Here is a 16,619-nt window from a genome sequence, read left to right as displayed (position 1 = left end):
TGGCTTGCCTGTGATTAGCTAGTGCCTTACTCTCTCTCCAACATTCCCCGGAGAAGAGACATGACTCCAGCAGAAGCAGTGCGCCAGGCCGCCGAGCTGTTGGGCAGTCGGGCCGAGTTGGCGCGAAAGCTCAATGTGAGAGCGCCCACCGTAAGTCAATGGTGTTCAGGCGTTCGACCAATCCCCGCGAAACGTGCAGTTGAGATCGAGGCGCTCACCGCTGGTCGGGTCCTCCGAAGCGAACTGTGCCCGTCGTTCCCATGGGGTGCGGCTGCCTGAGCACACCTTACTGGCCAGGAGCCGCCACGTCATGCGAAGCGAATCGCACACCCTGATTTCCACGCTGCTCGGCGTGGTGAACCAATGGCGCCGCCGAGAGGGGTGGAGCCGAGAGACCGTCGTCCAGCACATCGTGGAGGTGCACGAGCGCATCCAGGGAGCGCTGGTCACCGGCATTGTCTTCGACCCGCCAACACGCGATACAACCGAGCGGATGAAGGTCAACACCGACCGAGTGTTCCGCTGGCTCGACGACGGAACCAAGGACACCAACCTGGTGCCGGCGAACTTCGTTCCCAGCATCCTCGCGGCGCTGCCGACTGACCTGAAGGTCCAGGCCTTGGGCGACATCCTGACGCCGCTGGGCGTGTCGGTGCGCTTGATCGGCGGGGATGCCGGCCAGCGGCCGGAGGTGCTCTGCATGCTCCGGACACTCATCAAGGAGAACGGTGAGGCGCAGCAGGCTGTTGCCAATCTCGTCGACGGCGCCGATGACCAGGAACTGCAGGAGGCCCACCGGGAGCTCTCCGAATCCAGGGCGGCGACAGATGAGGCGCTGCGGATGATCGACCAGATGCGCTGGCCGCGCCTTGTTCAGGGGTAGCCGTGCCGTCCTTCCAGATCAACGACGAGGAGCGGGAGGCGCTCCGCGGCCTACCCATGCTTGCCCGCGAGATCTACGTGTTCGCCGTGCGCCCGTTCATGGACTTCGCAACAGGCGTTGTCGGAGAGCGGCGCGGGATCTCTTGGAAGTCGATTGCCGAGGAGCTCTACGTCGAGCCGCACCAGGGCATCAAGGGCGGGGAGCCCTCCGAAAAGGAACTGCGGCGGGCGCTGGTCTGGCTGCAGAAGGTGGGCCTGGTGGGCCCCAACTTGGCCGAAAGGCGCCTGATTTTTGAGTTGCCGAAGGCTTCACGGGATCAATCCGTCCGAAAAAAAGTGGGCACTAAGTGGGCAGATGAAGCGGGCAGTTATGTGGAAGGGTCGGAGCCCAGTAACTACGCGGCTTTCCCGGAAAAAGAGGGCAGATATGTGGGAGGGGGTGAAAGTGAAAAAGTGGGCACACCTCCGGTATCCGGTAATAACCGTACCGCACCTAACGCGTGCGTGCGCGAATGCCCAGCCGATCCGGCCACTGCGGGACAGTGGTGCCAGTTCTTCATCCGCGAGCGCGGATTCCAGATCCACGCGGTGCAGACCGCCAGGACCATGCCGCTGTTCGCCTCTTGGGTCGAGCGCGGTGTCACCGCGGAGCAGATGCTCGCGGCAATAGAGATCGCCGAAGCCAAGCTCGGCGCCCCGCCTGACTCCCCCCTGTACTACCGAAATTTTCTCGATGAACTCTTGCTGGAGCGCCACCGGATGGCAACAGCACCGCATGCGGAGCACCGCCATGAGCAAACCGACGGACGAAACACCCAAGCACGTCAGCGACCCGCTGCACGACGTTCGCGCAACGCTGTTGACATCCTCCACGACGACGACTGGTGAGCCGCAGATCGAGAATCTGGTCGAACTTGACGCCCAGGCGCGCAGGGCGGTGAAACGCGTGTTCGCTACCCTCAAAACCAGCTATCCGGCTTGGTACGAGAAGCACTACGGGGAACGTCGTGCGGAGACGCTCGCCAAGCGAGTCTGGCTGACCGGTATCAAGCACCTGAGCGACATGCAGGTCGACCGAGGCCTCCAGCGGATGGTGCTGGATCAGGACTTTCCTCCGAGCCTCAAGGAGTTCCTGCGGCTGTGCCGCAAGATCGACGGTTTGCCGAGCGCCGAGGGCGCCTGGTACGAAGCCTTGGAGCAGCGCTACAGCCACAAGGTCGTGAAGGTGGCTGCCGAACTCACAGGCCTGTTCGAGCTTCGTCGGGCCCAGTACGGCGACAAGCGACTTCGCGCTGAGTTCGAGCATAACTATGCCGTAGTGGTCCGACGCCTCGAGGCTGGTGAGCCGCTGGACGGAAAGGTCGCCAAGGCGATTGGCCTCGACAGCCAGAAGTCAGAGCTGCAGCGCGCCGATGAGCTTGCCGAGCAGCAACTGCTCCACCGGATGCAAGCCCAGGGCCTGGATGGGCTCAGTGGCGCACAGGCGCGGGAACTGCTGCTGGCCAAGATGCGCCGGAAAGCGCCGGAGGTGCGCCGTGATGCATGACCTCCGCCCGGTGATGTTCACCGTACCCGGCGAGCCTCAGGGGAAGGGGAGGCCGCGTATCGGCCGCGTCGGCGCCCACGCCAGAATGTTCACTCCCGCGAAGACCGTGGCGTACGAAGGCCTGGTGGCCATGGCCGCACAGCAGGCAATGGCGGGGCGCCCGCTGATAACCCGGCCTTGCCTCATCGAGATCTGGATGTACCACCAAGTGCCAGCCTCATGGTCGAAACGCAAGCGTGCACAGGCTCTGGCCGGTGAGATCGCCGCCATGCGCAAACCGGATGCGGACAACTGCCTCAAGGCCATCTGCGATGCCTGCAACGGCGTTGTCTGGCGTGACGATGTTCAGGCCACCCGCGGCATATTCCAGAAGCTCTGGAGCGAAACGCCAGGCGTGCGAGTGAAGATCGTCCCTCTCCTCGAGGGCGAGCAGTGACCACAGAAAACCACAGGGGAGAGCCGAAATGAAACTGACCAGCGCCCGCCAGGCATGGCACGACGCACTTTACGAGAACCGCGATTCGGTTCTCGCCGTGGCCGCGGAGAAGGCGAAACTCGGCAAGCGGGGGCGGGTGGCCAACGAGACGCACCCGGACCGCAAGGACACCAACGGGCGCTCCGCCCACATGCTGGCCGCCGGCCTGGTGCAGGCTGCCATCCGCTCGCTGCCGAAGCCGCTGCAGCACTTCGGCCACACGCTGTACTCGCCGCTGGCCACTGGTGACGATGTGGCGATCGCCCACGGCCTGGTCTGGATCGGCGCCGGCCTTGGCCAACTCACACAGCGTCAGGGCGAGCGGGCGTATTGGATGGCGCTGGCGGCGATCAACTCTCACAAGCGGGCGGTGAATGGCCGGGATACGCTGGGCCCCGGCGAGGTCTGCCTGTTCGTCGAGGAGCGCCTGGGCTGTCGCGTCGACCCCTGCAACTGGGCGCGGGACTACGCCGCCACCTGGGAGCGCCTGGCGCGCCACGTCGACAAGCTGGACGCGCAGGCGCTCAGGCCGGTTGCCGAAGTTGTGGCGAAGCAGAGTGGGCTGCGGAAAGGGCCAGGCTGGCGCTGGTTGCAGGAAGATCGCGACATTGTCGCCGAGCAGCGCGCCGAGCTTTACTCTCGCCACCGCGAGCAGATGCAGGAGCGCCTTGCCGAACGCCTGCGTAGCATGTCCAACCAGCAATTGGCAGCCTGGGCGGGCCGGATGAGGCGCTACAGTGACGCCTATCGCGCTGAGTGGAAGGACGACGTCTACGAGCAGCCGGACGTGCACCAGCGATACCACGACCGCGTGGCGGCGTACTGGGCCCAGCGGGAGCGCCTTCGGGACGTCGCATGAAGGTGCCGCCTCGCAGGTGGGCGAGGCGGCGTCTTCGGCGCGAGCTTCATGCGAAGGGTTTACTTCTCATAGTGGTAGCGGCAGGAGATCACGAACAGCTGGTTGTTTTCGTGCAGGTAGACGAAACGATGCTCGCGGGTGATGCGACGCGACCAGAAGCCAGAGAGGCTGCCCTTGAGGGCTTCGGGCTTTCCGGTGCCAGTGAAGGGAGTGCGGGTGCACTCTTCGACGAAGTCGTCGATAGCCTGGGAGATCTTGGCATCGGTGGACTTCCAGTGCTGGTAGTCTTCCCAACCGTTGGTTGTGAAGGTGACCTTTGCGGTGGTGCGGGCTTGCTCTTTGTTACTTTCTTTCTTCTTGCTGGACATTGATCGGTATCTCCCGTTCGACGACTTGGCCGGACCGAAGCTGATCAATGGACTCGCGTAGGCGCTGAGCGTTAACCGGAGACTCCAACAAGTAGAGTGTTTCCTTCATGCCGTTATAGTCCTCGAGAGAGATCATAACGACTGGCTCGCCGCGTTGCCGTGTGATGACTGCGGGCTCATGGTCCCGACAGACATCGTCCATCGTCTGCTTTAGACCGGCGCGAGCCTGGCTAAAGTTGAGTATTTGCATAGCTTTTTTCCTTCTTGGCACCGCCAAGTTAGGGGGGCTTCCTTAGGCCCTGGTAATTTGCCGGCACAGCCGGCAGCGAAGCTGTCAGTTACAAACTGACGGCGATCATTGTACCTAAATCTGTACCTATGTCAAGGCCCTATTGCGCTTTGAAGAGCATTTGGGTACTGTTCCACCAATATGCACAGTTGCACCCGCACGAATAAACACACCGAAACTCGGCCATCGCGCCGGGTTTTTTGTTGCGATATCATTTTGGAATCGTTAATTCTTGGGCTCCTGCAGTAGAAGGATTTCAGGATGAAAACCAACCTAAGTGACACCGCCCGCAACTTGATCGATATGTACGAAACCATGCGAACGGTGTGTCCCATCACCGTGGGCGCTTACATCGATCGCCAACTGCCTAAGCGCCATACTGACACCGAGCAGGCGCAGTACGCTGAGATACTCCTCAATACCTTCGTGGAAGTATCACAGGATGATCTCTTCGATATTGATTTTCCTGTCACGGAGGCCTCAGTTGTTCGTGGTTTCTCTCAGAATGGAGCCATCGCCATAAAGACGCTAATGCGCTGGGCTGAGGCTGGCAAAATCTGATCGACACGAAGAGCAAAAAGCCCGGCTTGAGCCGGGCTTTTTGATTTCTACACCAGGGTCGCGCAATGCACGCCGCCCATCTGCCTGAACACCCTGGAGATCGCCCCATGTCCGAAGCCGGAGCCATCGCAGTTGCTGGCGCCGTCGGATTCGGCGGCGGCTACCTGCTGGGCGTCGACATCAACGCCATCATCGGCGCCTTTGCTGGCGCCATGTTCTTCGTAGTCCAGGCGAAAGACCTCTCGGTCTTCTCCCGCGTCGGGTACTTCCTGGTGTCCTGGATCTTCGGCTACTACATCGCCGGCGAGTTCGTCGGTAAGCAATGGGTTGAGACCTCCGGCCTGGTGGCTGGGGTCGGCGCCCTGTTGTGCGTCTATTTGGGCATCAGCTTGCTGGAGTGGGTGCAGGGGGGGAAGACGCCGGGTTGGTTCCGCTTCATCGCGGGCCGCTTTGGAGGTCGAGATGATCGAGATGGCCGGAATGGTTGATCCGTGGTCCCTGATCGCCGCAGTGATCTGCAGCGCGATCTGCGTTCGCATCGCCAGCTACCGCCGGCAGGGCGCGCGCTACCGTGCTGGCGTTTCGCTACTGGCATACCTATTGTCCGTTGGCTCGGGCTGCTACTCCCTCACGTTCTTCCTCGACACCCTGCGCGGGAACTACCACCCAGCGCTGTCCCCATGGCTGCTGATCATCCTGGTCGTGCTGGCCGTTCTGGTCTTCAAGGCGCGCGGCAACGTTGCGCGAATCATCCGCATCGACTGGAGCGAACATTGGGACGGGGCTGAGCGGCGCAAGCTGAAGCACTAAGCCCGACCAGCTAGTCCGGAGGTCGTTCCGACGGCATACTCCCTGCTCTGCAAACAGGAGGTTGCCATGGAATTTGGACGTTTCAGCGAAGAGCAAATCAACCAGGTACGTTACGCTGTTGATGATGCCGCCAAACTCAAGAGGCGAGCTGAAGGGGTGATTCAGGGGATCAAGAAGGTTTTCGATGACCCTTTCCCAAAAGAATCTTGGGGCGTTTCATTTGAGCCTTCCCCGCAGGGTTGGATTGCAATCGACACTCCTTATGGCGCTGGTCGTGGGCGTCTTGAACTTTCGGTGGGCCCAAAAGGCAGTGTTGGAAAGTTCATCATCGAGAAACAGATGCGGAACCCATTCGATCAAGCAGAGTGGGTCAAGGTTTGGCATTTCCGCATGGATGAGAACGGCACCTTCGGTGGAGACGAGACAAGCAACCCATACCTCGTCTCGGGTTTCAATACTGATAATGGATACGCAATGTTGGCTCTTTCGATTCTCTATGCGATCGCAAGAGGGCCTGAATAGCAGCAGGTCACCAGTTTTAGCCCCGCCTAGAGCGGGGCTTTTCATTTGAGGTCCAACATGGCGCTGAACAAAAAGCGGCGCCTGTTCGTCGAGGAGTACCTGGTCGACCTCAACGCGACGCAGGCAGCCATCCGAGCCGGCTACGCACCGAAGCGTGCGGCCGAGATGGGCTACGAGCTGCTCCGCATCCCCGAAGTGGCCGAGGCGATTGCCCAGGCTATGGCCGAGCGGTCGAAGCGCACCGAGGTATCGGCCGACTACGTCGTCCGCCGCCTGCGCGAGATCGACGAGATGGACGTCCTGGACATCCATGAGGACGACGGCAGCTTCAAGCCGATCCGCGAATGGCCAAAGGTCTGGCGCCAGTTCCTTTCCGGCATCGAGGTCGCCGAGCTGTTCGAAGGCCGTGGTGATGACCGGCGCATTGCCGGCGTTCTCCGGAAGGTCAAGTGGCCGGACAAGCTCCGCAACCTGGAGCTGCTGAGCCGGCACGTCGGCACCGAGTCCGCCGCCCTGGACATCGAGCTGAAGCGCCTGGAAGTGGCGAAGAAACGCGCCGAGCTGAAGCTGCTGGAGAACCCCGAGGACGATGCGCCGCCGACCAGCGTCGCGGTGACCATCATCGACGCGAGGGTGCGCGATGCCGACGCTTAACGTGCCCCAGGCGAAGTTCCTGGCCATGCCGCACAAGTTCTGCGGTTTTATTGCGGGGTTTGGCAGTGGGAAGACCTGGGTGGGCTGCTCAGGGCTCGCCCAGCACGCCTGGGAATGGCCGCGCATCAACGCCGGCTACTTCGCGCCGACCTACGCCCAGATCCGCGACATCTTCTACCCAACGATGGAGGAGGTGGCTTTCGACTGGGGGCTGCGGACCAGGATCAACCAGGCGAACCACGAGGTTCACCTCTTCAGTGGTAGCGCCTACCGCACGACGATCATCTGCCGCTCCATGGAGAAGCCGCAAACCATCGTCGGTTTCAAGGTCGGCCGGTCCCTGGTGGACGAGCTCGACGTCCTGTCGCTGGTCAAGGCGCAGCAGGCCTGGCGCAAGATCATCGCGCGGATGCGCTACAAGGTGGACGGCCTGCGCAACCGTGTCGACGTCACCACCACCCCGGAAGGCTTCAAGTTCGTCTTCCAGCAGTTCGTGAAGCAGTTGCGCGAGAAGCCGCACCTGCAGGACCTGTATGGACTGGTCCAGGCCAGCACCTACGACAACGAGGCGAATCTGCCGGACGACTACATCGATTCGCTGATGGAGTCGTACCCGCCGCAACTAATCGCGGCGTACCTGCGCGGCCAGTTCGTCAACCTGACGTCGGGCACGATCTACACCGCCTACGACCGCACCCTCAACGCCTCGCAGGAGACCGTACAGCCCGGCGAAACGCTGTTCGTGGGCATGGACTTCAACGTCGGAAAGATGGCCGCCGTGGTGCATGTGAAGCGCCTGGGCCTGCCGCATGCGGTCGACGAGATCGTCAACGGGTACGACACCCCGGACATGATCCGCCAGATCAAGGAGCGGTTCTGGCTGTACGCCGACGGTGACTACCGACCGACCCGCCAGATCAGGATCTACCCCGACGCCTCCGGCGACTCTCGCAAGTCCGTCCGGGCCAGCGAGACCGATATCGCGCTGCTCAAGCAGGCCGGCTTCATCGTCTCGGCGCCCGCCGCCAACCCTCCGGTCAAGGACCGGATCAACTCCATGAACGCCATGTTCTGCAACGCCAAGGGCGAGCGGCGGTATCGGGTCAATCCCGACCGCTGCCCGACCTACGCCGATGCCCTCGAGCAGCAGGTTTGGGGCACCAACGGTGAGCCGGACAAGTCCGCCGACATCGATCACCCCAACGATGCTGCGGGCTACTTCATTCACAAGGAATTCCCGGTCGAGCGACCTGCGGCCGTTGTTACCACCCTGAGGTTCTGACCATGAGCGATTCCGTTTGCCAGTGCTGCGCTGCTGTCGAGGAGATGCGCGAGCACTGGAAGCTGATCGATTGCATCAAGGGCGGCACCTCGGCCATGCGCGAGGCGGGGGAGGCGTATCTGCCCAAGCGGCAACTCGAGACGAGGGAGGACTATGAAGCGCGGCTGAAGCTGGCGACGCTGCACCCCGCGTTCGAGGAAACGGTCGGCGCCATGGTGGGGCGAGTGTTTGCGAAGCCGGTCGTGATCGGCGATGACGTGCCGCAGGAGATCGCCGACCTGCTGACCGACGTGGATACGGAGGGACGTGACCTGCAAGTGTTCGCCCAAGACTGGTTCCGCGGCGGGCTGGAGTATGGCCTGAAGTTCGCCCTGGTCGAGATACCGCAACGGCCAGAGGATCTGCCGAACACACGGCAGGCCGAGCAACAAGCCGGCTTCAGGCCCTACGGGGTGCTGATCGAGCCTGGCCAGGTGCTGGGGTGGAAGACCGGCAAGGTTGCTGGTGTCGACAGCCTGACCCAGTTCCGCTTCCGGACGTGCCGGGTGGAGGAGGTGGACGAGTTCACCGACGAAACCGTTGAGCAGATCCGCGTGATCGAGCCCCACCGGCATCGTGTGTTCGAGGAGGGCAAGGACGGGTGGGAGATGGTGACGGACACCCCGTACACGCTCGGCTTCATCCCCTTGGTGCCGTATTACACCGCGCGTACCGGGTTCCTCACAGCAAAGCCACCGCTGCTCGAACTCGCCCACCTGGTGGCGAAGCACTGGTGGCTCCAGTCCTCCCTGGACAGTCTGGTTGATGTCGCCTGCGTGCCGATCCTGGTGATGACTGGTGTCGACTCCGGCGACGAGCTGGCCATCGGCGCGCGCTCCGCGGTGAAGTTGCCTCGGGAAGCCGACATGAAGTACGTCGAGCACACCGGCGCCGCCATCAAGACCGCGCGGGAACAGCTTGACTCACTGCAAGAGGAGATGCGGCAGGCCGGTGCGAAGCTGGTGGAAAAGTCCACCCAGGTCATGACGGCGAAGCAGTCTGGCGAGGAATCGGCGAAGGAGACCAGCAAACTGGCGATGATGTGCCAGGGCCTGCAGGACAGCCTGGTGCTGTTCCTGTCGTACTTCTCCCTCGCACTGAACAACCGCGCCGAGGGCGGCACCGTGCAGCTCCAGCCGAATCTCGACCCGGATTATGCTCCGGCCGAGACCATGGGTGTGCTGCAGCGCATGCGTGACGGCGGCTCGTTGTCAGACCAGACCCTGTTCAACGAGGCCCAGCGCCGCGGCATGCTTGCCGAGGACCTGGACTGGGAGTCGGAGCAGGAGCGGATCCGCAACCAGGAGCCTGCGATATGACTCGCTTGGAGGTGCTGCTGGCGGAGCTGTATACCGACCATGGTATCGACCTGATCAGGGCCACGGCGGGTATGTCGAAGGAAGTCGAGGAGAAGATCACCGAACTCGCCGAGGAGTTGGTGAAGCTGCTGCAGGGCCGCCGGTTGCCGCTGAAGAACGTTAAGGAGGTCAATGCGATCCTCGACGAGGCGGCTAAGGCAATCAAGGCGCAGTACACCGAGATCGCTGCGGCACATGATGCCAACCTGCGGCAACTCGCGGTCATCGAAGGAGGCTTCGCGTCGAACTCAATCAACAGTCTGGTGAGCCGGCCAATCATGCTCGGCGTCGGCAAGAACCGACTCAGCGCTGTGGTTGCGAATACGCTCATCGAGGGCGCGCCGACCAAGCAATGGTGGCTCAAGCAGGCTGCGGATGTGTCGTTCCGGTTCGCCGGTGTGGTGCGCAATGGCTTCGTGAACGGCGAGACCACGGAACAGATGGTCACCCAGATCGTCGGCCGCCGGGCTCGGGGCGACCAACCGCCGGTGAAGGGCTTCATGGATGTCAGCAAGCGCGCGGCGAGGACCTTGGTCCACAACAGCGCCCAAGCGGTGGCCAATGGCGCCAGGATGGAGGTCTACAAGGCCAATTCTGGCGAGAATGGCCCGGTGAAAGGGTATCGCCAGCTCAGCACCTTGGACTCGCACACCACTGAAATCTGCATGGTCTACGACCAGAAGACTTGGGATCTTCAGTTCAGGCCTGTGGGGCACTCGTTGCCGTACAAGCAAGGTTGCCCGCGGCACTGGGGGTGTCGCAGTACCACTCTGCCTTGGCTCAAGACGATGCGTGAGCTGGGTATCGACGTCGACGAGGTGAAGAGCACCCGGGCGTCGATGGACGGCCAGGTGCCGGCCAGTCTGAACTTCGAGACATGGCTCAAGGGTAAGTCGAAGGCCTTCCAGGACGAGAAGCTGGGGCCCGATCGCGCCGACCTCTGGCGCCGAGGCGTCATCACCTTGAGCGACCTGTTGGACCAGCGGGGCAACCCGCTGAGCCTGGCTCAACTTAGGGAGTCAGTCGGAGTTCGCTAACCTGCTGCTCTCGCAGGAGTGTCGTAGCTTATCGAACTCGCCCATCTGCTCTCGGTACTGCTGGGGCCAGAGCCTGTAGCCAGCCAATGCTGCTCGGATCGCTGTTTCCTGCTGCTCTGGCGTGCTTGCAGTCATTCCCTGTCGTGTCAGCTGCGCGATGGTTAAGGCTGCAAGGGCGAGCTCGGGAGGGGCATACGCATTCACTTCGAAAGCGGCCCGGATGATCTCCTTGCCCGCACTGTTGAAGGATTGCTGATCGTTTTCGACCGACGCTCCAATCAAGCCCCCGAGTGTTCCAAAGAGCCGTTCGCCAACCTCACGTAGTTTCGCCTCCTGGGTGTCGATGCGCTGAATACAACTTTGGACTGCAATTTGTTCGATAGAGCGATCGCTCGATTTCGTCGCTATCAGTTGGCCACCCAACGCGGCAAATCCCCCTATGGCTGCTGCAATCAAGGGGCTCAGTGCATTCCATAGTGAGTTCGTGGTGGTGCTCATCTTGAGTTCCATTTGCAATCGGTAGGAACGCATCAAATTACAACCTACGACCCGCCTTGGCGGGTTTTTTTATGCCTGCGTTTCGGATGGAGCGGGGCGCCTTCCGGGCCGGATGGCCCATCGCAATGGCCGGATGGCCGGAGAAAGACGAGATGAAACTGAAGACTGTCGAAGTCGATGGCAAGCAATACGCCGAGGTCCAGGATGGCAAGCCGGTTTACGTGGAGGATGACGGCAAGGAGATCGCTTTCGATGCGGTTGGTACCCGAGCCACCATCACCCGCTTGAACGGAGAGGCCAAGCAGCACCGCGAGCGGGCGGAGAAGGCCGAGAAAATCGCAAAGGACTTCGAAGGCATCGAGGACCCGGCCGCAGCGCGCAAAGCCCTGGAAACCGTCGCCAATCTCGACGCGAAGAAGCTGGTGGATGCCGGCGAGATCGAGAAGGTGAAGGCTGAAATCGGCAAGGCCTACGACACCAAGCTGACCGAGGTCACCACGCGCGCGGAGCAGTTGGAGCAGCAGCTCTACGCCGAGAAGATCGGCGGCAGCTTCTCCCGCTCGAAGTTCGTGGCAGACCGCCTGGCTGTTCCGGCCGACATGGTGCAGTCCGTGTTCGGCAAGCACCTGAAAGTCGAGGACGGCAATGTCGTGGCCTACGACGCCCACGGCAACAAGCTGTACAGCAAGGCCCGTCCCGGCGAGGCCGCCGACTTCGATGAAGCGCTGGAGATTCTCGTCGACCAGTACCCCTACCGCGACCAGATCCTGAAGGGCTCTGGCCACTCCGGCGGCGGAACGCCCCCGGGCGGCAAGCCCTCCGGCAGCACGGCCAAGTCGCTCGCCGACTGCAAGACAGAGGCCGAGAAGGTCGCCTACCTCGAAACGATCAAGTAAGGAGGCCACATGGCTTTCGATCTCGCTGTATTCAACAAGCAGACCTACACGGCTCTGACCGAAACCGTCGCCCAGGCGATCGACAAATTCAACCAGGCATCCGCCGGCACCATCGTTCTACAGAACGCGCCGGCGCAGGGTGACTTCGACATCAAGGCCAGCTTCAAGCTGATCGCCAATCTGGTGCGCCGCCGCAACGTCTACGGCAACGGCGACGTGGCTGCGACTCGTCTGACGCAGTTGCTCAACGCCGCGGTGAAGGTCGCCGCCGGCACGCCACCGATCGAGTATGAAGCGGCCCAGTACAACTGGGTGTTGCAAAACCCGGCGTTGGCGGCCCTGACCATCGGTGAGCAACTGGGTAAAGCACGTGTCGCGGATATGCTGAACACCGCCATCCGAGGCGCGGTGGCTGCAATCAGCGGTCACGCCGACGCGACCCATGGCAGCGCCACCGAGACCGCAACCTTCCGCACCCTGAACAAGGCGGCGTTCAAGTTCGGTGACCGCGCCAACGCCATCGCGGCCTGGGTGTTCCATTCCAGCGTGGTCAGCGATCTCTACGACAACGCTCTTGCGAACGCCGAGAACCTGTTCACCTACGACGGCGTGAACGTGATGCGCGACCCGTTCGGCCGTCTGTTCGTGGTGACCGACGCCGACTCGCTGATCGTGCCGGCTGGCGCCGACCCCGAGGCCAACCCAGCTTCGTTCCGCTCCCTGGGCCTGGTGCAGAGCTCGGTGCTGGTGACCGGCAACAACGACTTCGACGCCGTTCTGAACCGTACTACCGGCAAGGAGAACCTGGGTTCGGTCTACCAGGCCGAATGGAGCTACAACCTGGGCGTGCTCGGTTACACCTGGAAGACCGGTACGGGCGGCGCTTCGCCGAACGATACCGCGATCGGCACCGCGGCGAACTGGGAGCGCACCGCCACCAGCGTCAAAGACACCGCCGGCGTTCTGGTGCTGAGCAAGTAACCGCAGAGGGGCCGCCAGGCCCCCTTTTCATGAGGTGGACAATGACCAAGAAGATTCTGTGGTTCGTAGCTGGCCCGGCGACCTCGGACCAGATGGAGTTCGCCCAGCGCAATGGGCTGACGATTCGGGATCCGCTCGCCTATCGCCAGGGTGACTTCCTCGAACAGGCCGATGCGGTGGCCGGCGAGGTGCCGCGGGCATACTCGGTGGCCTACGACCTGATCGAACTGCAAACCAACGGTGCTGCGAAGGCTCCGGGTATCCATGACGGCGAGCCCACCCTCGACGAAATCAAGGCTGACCTGAAGGCCCTCGGCGTCGCGTTCGATGGGCGTGCAGGCAAGGCTGCGTTGGCGAAACTGCTCGCCGAGGCGAAGGCGGCCCAGGAGCCCTCGCCGTTGAACGCCGAGCAGGTGCTGGCGCGTCTCGTTGAACTGGGTGTCGAGGTGCCGGAAGGCGCCACGCCCGATTCGCTGCGCGAGCTCCTGAAGGCGACCGAGGAGAAAGCCAATGGCGGTGATGACTGAGGGTGACAGCGCCAACAGCTACGTCTCCGTCGACCAGGCTACCGAGTATCACGCTCAGCGCGGCAATGCTGCCTGGGCGTCGGCCTCCAATGACAGCCGCTCCTCGGCACTGATCAGGGCGACCGACTACATCGACCGCAGCTATCAATTCCGAGGCTCGAAGGTCGACCCGGACCAGCCGCTGGAGTTTCCACGCACCGGCCTGGCCTGGCCGAACCGGAAGCTGCAGGCCGCAACGTGCGAACTGGCCCTGCTGGCGCTCGACGGGCCGCTGGACAAGGTACAGCAGGCCTCCGCTGTGAAATCCGAGACGGTGGGGCCCCTCACCACGGTCTACGCCGATCCGGTGAACCAGGGGCAGCCGCGCTACGTTGCAGTGGATCGGCTTCTGGAGGCGCTGACCGTCGGCGGCGGCATGTTCAACGTCAGGGTGTCGAGGATGAGCTGATGGCTGATATCTACGACCGTTCCCGGGCGATGGCCATTCGTATGCTGGCACCGCGGAGCAAGGGCGGTAGGGGGCTTGAGCTACGCCTGACCAAGTTCGAGCAGGGCGAGTACGACCCGGCGACCGGTGGAAGTCCAACCATCGAGCGCCGCTTCGATGGTTCCGGCATGCGCCAGGACTACGATGTGCGGGTTATCGACGGTTCGCTGATCCAACAGGGTGATGTCGAGATCATCATGTCTCCAGTGCAGCTTGGGGGGCAGGACATGCCGGCGCCGAGGAACGGCGACCGTATCGAGTTCGACGGCGAGGCCTTCAAGGTGGTGACTGCGAAAGCCTGGAATTATGCCGGCCTGGGCATCGGCTTCGTCGCGCAAGCGAGGAGGTAGCGCATGGCCCGTGGCTCTCGCATGCGTCAACGCTACTCGGGGCGCCAGGGCAGCTTCGCTGCAGCGGTGGCGCAATTCCGCGACCAAGCCTTGGCTGCCGGCGATGCGATCTACCAGCGGATCATGTTGGACCTGTCGGTCAAGGTGATCGAGAAATTTCCAGTCGGTGACCCGGAGCGGTGGGCCGCGAACGTCGCCTACCGCCAGCGAGCGAGTGCTGCGGCGGACCGCTACGACGAGAACGTTGCGATTCGCAACACCCTGATCAACCTGAATCCGAGCAACTTCACCAGGAACGGGAAGCTACGTCGAGGCGTGAAGCACGCGAAGCCGCTGACCAAGGCGGAGCGTGACCAGAACTTCGACGTCAACGGGATGGTGGCCGGGCGCGGGTATGTTGGCGGGCGCTTTCGGGCCAACTGGCAGTTCAGCATTGGCACGGCCGCACCGGGAGAGATTGATGACGTCGACCCGACTGGCAGCAAGGCAATTTCTGCAGTGACCGCTGGGGTCCAGCCGCTGAAGCTCGGTGATACCGCCTACCTGGTGAACAACCTGCCGTATGCGGTACCGCTGGAGTACGGGCACTCCAGCCAGGCACCGGCTGGCATGGTCCGGGTGACCATCGCTGAATTCCAGCAGATTGTGGAGGCCGCCGTCAGGGCGAACCAGGTATGAGTCACGAGATCATTCAGCAACTGTTCGAGGCTCGCCTGGACGTCTGGGCGAAGGCCAAGGGAATCCCGGTCGCGTACCCGAATGTGGCGTTCGAACCGACGCCGGGTGCCATCTATCTGCGCTGCTTCACGCTGCCCGCTGGCAGTACCAGTAGCGACTTGGGCGGCTACCACCGGGGCTTCACCGGTGTGTTCCAGATCAGCATCGTGGTCCCTGGTGGGCAGGGCACCGGCGTTGCCGCAGACATCATCGCCGGGTTGGGTCAGCAGTTCCCTCTCTACAGCGAGTTGTCCCGCCCCGGTTTCTCTGTGCAGGTGGTGAGCCCCCCAGCGCCGGGACCCTGGATATCGGGGGACATCGCCGATACCAAGCCAGTCTCCATCGGCTATCGCGCCGACATCTTCTGATCGCCCGCATGGGCACACCAGCACCCGCCATGAGCGGGTTTTTTCATTTCCACACGAGGAAAACTCCATGTCCGCAAGCCTCCCCAACGGCGCGCTGCTGGCCATTGCTGCCACCTACGGCCCGGCTATTCCGGTTACCGCTGTCTCCAACGCCAAGCCAGCGGTTGCTACCGCAGATGCTCACGGCCTGCTGGTCGGTGACGTCGTGTCGCTGGTGTCCGGCTGGACCGGCCTGAACGGCCGAGCCGTCAAGGTCGCAGCTTCCACCGAGGACACCTTCTCCCTGGGCAATATCGATACCACGGATGTGATCCGCTACCCGGCCGGTGGCGGCATCGGTTCGGCGAAGAAGGTCCTCACCTGGCAGCAGATCCAGCAGGTGATGAACCCGACCACCTCCGGCGGCGAGCAGCAGTTCGTCCAGTACCAGTACCTCGAGGACGATGACCAGCGCCAGTTGCCTACCTTCCGCAACGCGCAGTCGTTCTCGATGCCGATCGCCGACGACCCCAACTTGCCGCAGTGGGCGGTGATTGAGGCGGCGGACCAGAGTAAGGCGCTGCAGGTTATCCGCCTGACGCTGCGCAACGGATCGGAGGTTTTCTACAACGGCTACGTCTCGGTCAGCGACACTCCGACCCTGAACGTCAACGAAATCATGACCCGGACCCTGACCATCGCTCTCGATGGTCGCCCTGTTCGCTACAACCCGGCCCCCTAAGGAACTGTCATGGCGAAGAAGTTCAGCATCGCGCAGGCGCCCACCTTCGAATCCAGTGTGGAGATTCCCCGCCTCGGCGGGGAGTCCATCAAGGTGCCATTCACCTTCAAGTACCTAGATCGTGAAGCGCTGGCCGACCTCTACAGCAGTTGGGGGGAGCGGTTCAAACGCCTGGTCGAGGAGACTCGCGAGCAGTCTCTGGAAGCGTTCACCAAGGGCCAGATCGACCTCCAGGTCGAGCAGGTACAAGCCGTTGTGGCCGGGTGGGGGTTCGACGAGGCGTTCACCGAGGCCAACGTCCGGCTGCTGGTGTCCTCCTTGGTCAGCGTGCCCGAGGCCATCCTCGAGGCCTACCAGAGCGCCTACAGCAGAGGGCGCTTGGGAAACTGAAG

The 16,619-nt window shown here is 62.6% G+C and carries 26 protein-coding genes; 23 read left to right on the top strand and 3 right to left on the bottom strand.

Annotated elements, in window-relative coordinates; translation table 11 throughout:
* Window positions 1-60: 60 nt before the first annotated feature.
* From M6E97_RS07020 to M6E97_RS06995, 6 genes are read left to right on the top strand one after another with little or no spacing between them, the layout of a single operon-like run.
* Complete coding sequence (locus M6E97_RS07020) at window positions 61-279, top strand: transcriptional regulator (RefSeq protein ID WP_003451709.1); 219 nt, start codon at window positions 61-63, stop codon at window positions 277-279.
* A 31-nt stretch (window positions 280-310) separates the two neighbouring features.
* Complete coding sequence (locus tag M6E97_RS07015) at window positions 311-883, top strand: hypothetical protein (protein WP_049311436.1); 573 nt, start codon at window positions 311-313, stop codon at window positions 881-883.
* A gap of 2 nt (window positions 884-885) precedes the next feature.
* Window positions 886-1,770, top strand: coding sequence for a hypothetical protein (locus M6E97_RS07010; RefSeq protein WP_034008244.1), 885 nt, complete (start codon window positions 886-888; stop codon window positions 1,768-1,770).
* Window positions 1,673-2,428 (top strand): replication protein P, encoded by a 756-nt coding sequence (locus M6E97_RS07005; RefSeq protein ID WP_010793143.1) that lies wholly within the window; start codon window positions 1,673-1,675, stop codon window positions 2,426-2,428. Before M6E97_RS07010 ends, M6E97_RS07005 begins: the two co-directional genes overlap by 98 nt.
* Complete coding sequence (locus tag M6E97_RS07000; RefSeq protein ID WP_023083722.1) at window positions 2,421-2,864, top strand: RusA family crossover junction endodeoxyribonuclease; 444 nt, start codon at window positions 2,421-2,423, stop codon at window positions 2,862-2,864. Before M6E97_RS07005 ends, M6E97_RS07000 begins: the two co-directional genes overlap by 8 nt.
* Window positions 2,865-2,892: 28 nt before the next feature.
* Window positions 2,893-3,762, top strand: a complete 870-nt coding sequence (locus tag M6E97_RS06995) for a hypothetical protein (RefSeq protein ID WP_034008243.1) — start codon at window positions 2,893-2,895, stop codon at window positions 3,760-3,762.
* A gap of 59 nt (window positions 3,763-3,821) precedes the next feature.
* On the opposite strand, the gene M6E97_RS06990 is transcribed toward M6E97_RS06995, so the two are convergent.
* Together M6E97_RS06990 and M6E97_RS06985 are read right to left on the bottom strand one after the other, a co-directional pair.
* On the bottom strand, window positions 3,822-4,130 hold the full coding sequence (locus M6E97_RS06990) for a Txe/YoeB family addiction module toxin (protein ID WP_034008242.1): 309 nt from the start codon (window positions 4,128-4,130) through the stop codon (window positions 3,822-3,824).
* Window positions 4,105-4,380: a type II toxin-antitoxin system Phd/YefM family antitoxin gene (locus M6E97_RS06985; protein ID WP_023101093.1), complete on the bottom strand. Its 276-nt coding sequence runs from the start codon at window positions 4,378-4,380 to the stop codon at window positions 4,105-4,107. Before M6E97_RS06985 ends, M6E97_RS06990 begins: the two co-directional genes overlap by 26 nt.
* A 300-nt stretch (window positions 4,381-4,680) precedes the next feature.
* Here M6E97_RS06985 and M6E97_RS06980 point away from each other — a divergent pair, with 300 nt between their 5' ends.
* The 8 genes from M6E97_RS06980 (at window position 4,681) to M6E97_RS06945 (ending at window position 10,682) form a co-directional block, all read left to right on the top strand.
* Complete coding sequence (locus M6E97_RS06980) at window positions 4,681-4,980, top strand: hypothetical protein (RefSeq protein ID WP_031685794.1); 300 nt, start codon at window positions 4,681-4,683, stop codon at window positions 4,978-4,980.
* A 107-nt stretch (window positions 4,981-5,087) separates the two neighbouring features.
* A complete protein-coding gene (locus M6E97_RS06975) occupies window positions 5,088-5,468 on the top strand; it encodes a putative holin (RefSeq protein ID WP_003103377.1) in 381 nt (126 codons plus the stop codon).
* Window positions 5,443-5,790 (top strand): phage holin family protein, encoded by a 348-nt coding sequence (locus tag M6E97_RS06970; RefSeq protein WP_003103378.1) that lies wholly within the window; start codon window positions 5,443-5,445, stop codon window positions 5,788-5,790. Before M6E97_RS06975 ends, M6E97_RS06970 begins: the two co-directional genes overlap by 26 nt.
* Window positions 5,791-5,856: 66 nt before the next feature.
* The gene (locus tag M6E97_RS06965) at window positions 5,857-6,312 is read left to right on the top strand and encodes a hypothetical protein (RefSeq protein ID WP_003103379.1); all 456 of its coding nucleotides are present in this window, start codon (window positions 5,857-5,859) and stop codon (window positions 6,310-6,312) included.
* Between the two features lie 57 nt (window positions 6,313-6,369).
* Window positions 6,370-6,966, top strand: coding sequence for a terminase small subunit (locus M6E97_RS06960; RefSeq protein WP_023101096.1), 597 nt, complete (start codon window positions 6,370-6,372; stop codon window positions 6,964-6,966).
* Window positions 6,953-8,248, top strand: coding sequence for a terminase large subunit domain-containing protein (locus M6E97_RS06955; protein ID WP_023115880.1), 1,296 nt, complete (start codon window positions 6,953-6,955; stop codon window positions 8,246-8,248). The genes M6E97_RS06960 and M6E97_RS06955 overlap by 14 nt, the downstream gene beginning before the upstream one ends.
* Window positions 8,249-8,250: 2 nt before the next feature.
* Window positions 8,251-9,606, top strand: coding sequence for a DUF4055 domain-containing protein (locus M6E97_RS06950; protein WP_033990710.1), 1,356 nt, complete (start codon window positions 8,251-8,253; stop codon window positions 9,604-9,606).
* Window positions 9,603-10,682 carry a hypothetical protein gene (locus tag M6E97_RS06945; protein ID WP_023115882.1) on the top strand — a complete coding sequence of 360 codons (1,080 nt, stop codon included), beginning with the start codon at window positions 9,603-9,605 and terminating at the stop codon, window positions 10,680-10,682. Before M6E97_RS06950 ends, M6E97_RS06945 begins: the two co-directional genes overlap by 4 nt.
* On the opposite strand, the gene M6E97_RS06940 is transcribed toward M6E97_RS06945, so the two are convergent.
* Window positions 10,665-11,180, bottom strand: a complete 516-nt coding sequence (locus M6E97_RS06940; RefSeq protein ID WP_031637687.1) for a hypothetical protein — start codon at window positions 11,178-11,180, stop codon at window positions 10,665-10,667. The genes M6E97_RS06945 and M6E97_RS06940 overlap by 18 nt on opposite strands.
* 152 nt (window positions 11,181-11,332) lie before the next feature.
* On the opposite strand from M6E97_RS06940, the gene M6E97_RS06935 reads away from it, so the two are divergent.
* The 9 genes from M6E97_RS06935 to M6E97_RS06895 all read left to right on the top strand — a co-directional run bounded on the left by M6E97_RS06935 (window position 11,333) and on the right by M6E97_RS06895 (window position 16,617).
* Complete coding sequence (locus tag M6E97_RS06935) at window positions 11,333-12,076, top strand: DUF6651 domain-containing protein (RefSeq protein WP_033990719.1); 744 nt, start codon at window positions 11,333-11,335, stop codon at window positions 12,074-12,076.
* Between the two features lie 9 nt (window positions 12,077-12,085).
* Window positions 12,086-13,057, top strand: a complete 972-nt coding sequence (locus M6E97_RS06930; protein ID WP_003103391.1) for a major capsid protein — start codon at window positions 12,086-12,088, stop codon at window positions 13,055-13,057.
* 41 nt (window positions 13,058-13,098) lie between these two features.
* Complete coding sequence (locus tag M6E97_RS06925; protein ID WP_023088300.1) at window positions 13,099-13,584, top strand: hypothetical protein; 486 nt, start codon at window positions 13,099-13,101, stop codon at window positions 13,582-13,584.
* Window positions 13,568-14,032 carry a DnaT-like ssDNA-binding protein gene (locus tag M6E97_RS06920; protein WP_033990709.1) on the top strand — a complete coding sequence of 155 codons (465 nt, stop codon included), beginning with the start codon at window positions 13,568-13,570 and terminating at the stop codon, window positions 14,030-14,032. The genes M6E97_RS06925 and M6E97_RS06920 overlap by 17 nt, the downstream gene beginning before the upstream one ends.
* Window positions 14,032-14,421, top strand: a complete 390-nt coding sequence (locus M6E97_RS06915; RefSeq protein WP_023101103.1) for a hypothetical protein — start codon at window positions 14,032-14,034, stop codon at window positions 14,419-14,421. Before M6E97_RS06920 ends, M6E97_RS06915 begins: the two co-directional genes overlap by 1 nt.
* 3 nt (window positions 14,422-14,424) lie before the next feature.
* Complete coding sequence (locus M6E97_RS06910) at window positions 14,425-15,099, top strand: hypothetical protein (RefSeq protein ID WP_034008241.1); 675 nt, start codon at window positions 14,425-14,427, stop codon at window positions 15,097-15,099.
* Window positions 15,096-15,506 (top strand): phage tail terminator-like protein, encoded by a 411-nt coding sequence (locus M6E97_RS06905; protein ID WP_003451667.1) that lies wholly within the window; start codon window positions 15,096-15,098, stop codon window positions 15,504-15,506. Before M6E97_RS06910 ends, M6E97_RS06905 begins: the two co-directional genes overlap by 4 nt.
* A 67-nt stretch (window positions 15,507-15,573) precedes the next feature.
* Window positions 15,574-16,227 (top strand): phage tail protein, encoded by a 654-nt coding sequence (locus M6E97_RS06900; protein WP_012075337.1) that lies wholly within the window; start codon window positions 15,574-15,576, stop codon window positions 16,225-16,227.
* Between the two features lie 9 nt (window positions 16,228-16,236).
* Entirely contained in the window at window positions 16,237-16,617 is a 381-nt protein-coding gene (locus tag M6E97_RS06895; protein ID WP_023115887.1) for a phage tail assembly chaperone, read from the top strand.
* Window positions 16,618-16,619 lie beyond the last annotated feature (2 nt).

The sequence above is a fragment of the Pseudomonas sp. B111 genome (genome assembly GCF_026428275.1).
GTDB lineage: Bacteria > Pseudomonadota > Gammaproteobacteria > Pseudomonadales > Pseudomonadaceae > Pseudomonas > Pseudomonas aeruginosa.
The sequence above is the reverse complement of the archived record's forward strand: the minus strand, read 5'-3'. Positions and strand labels throughout refer to the sequence as shown.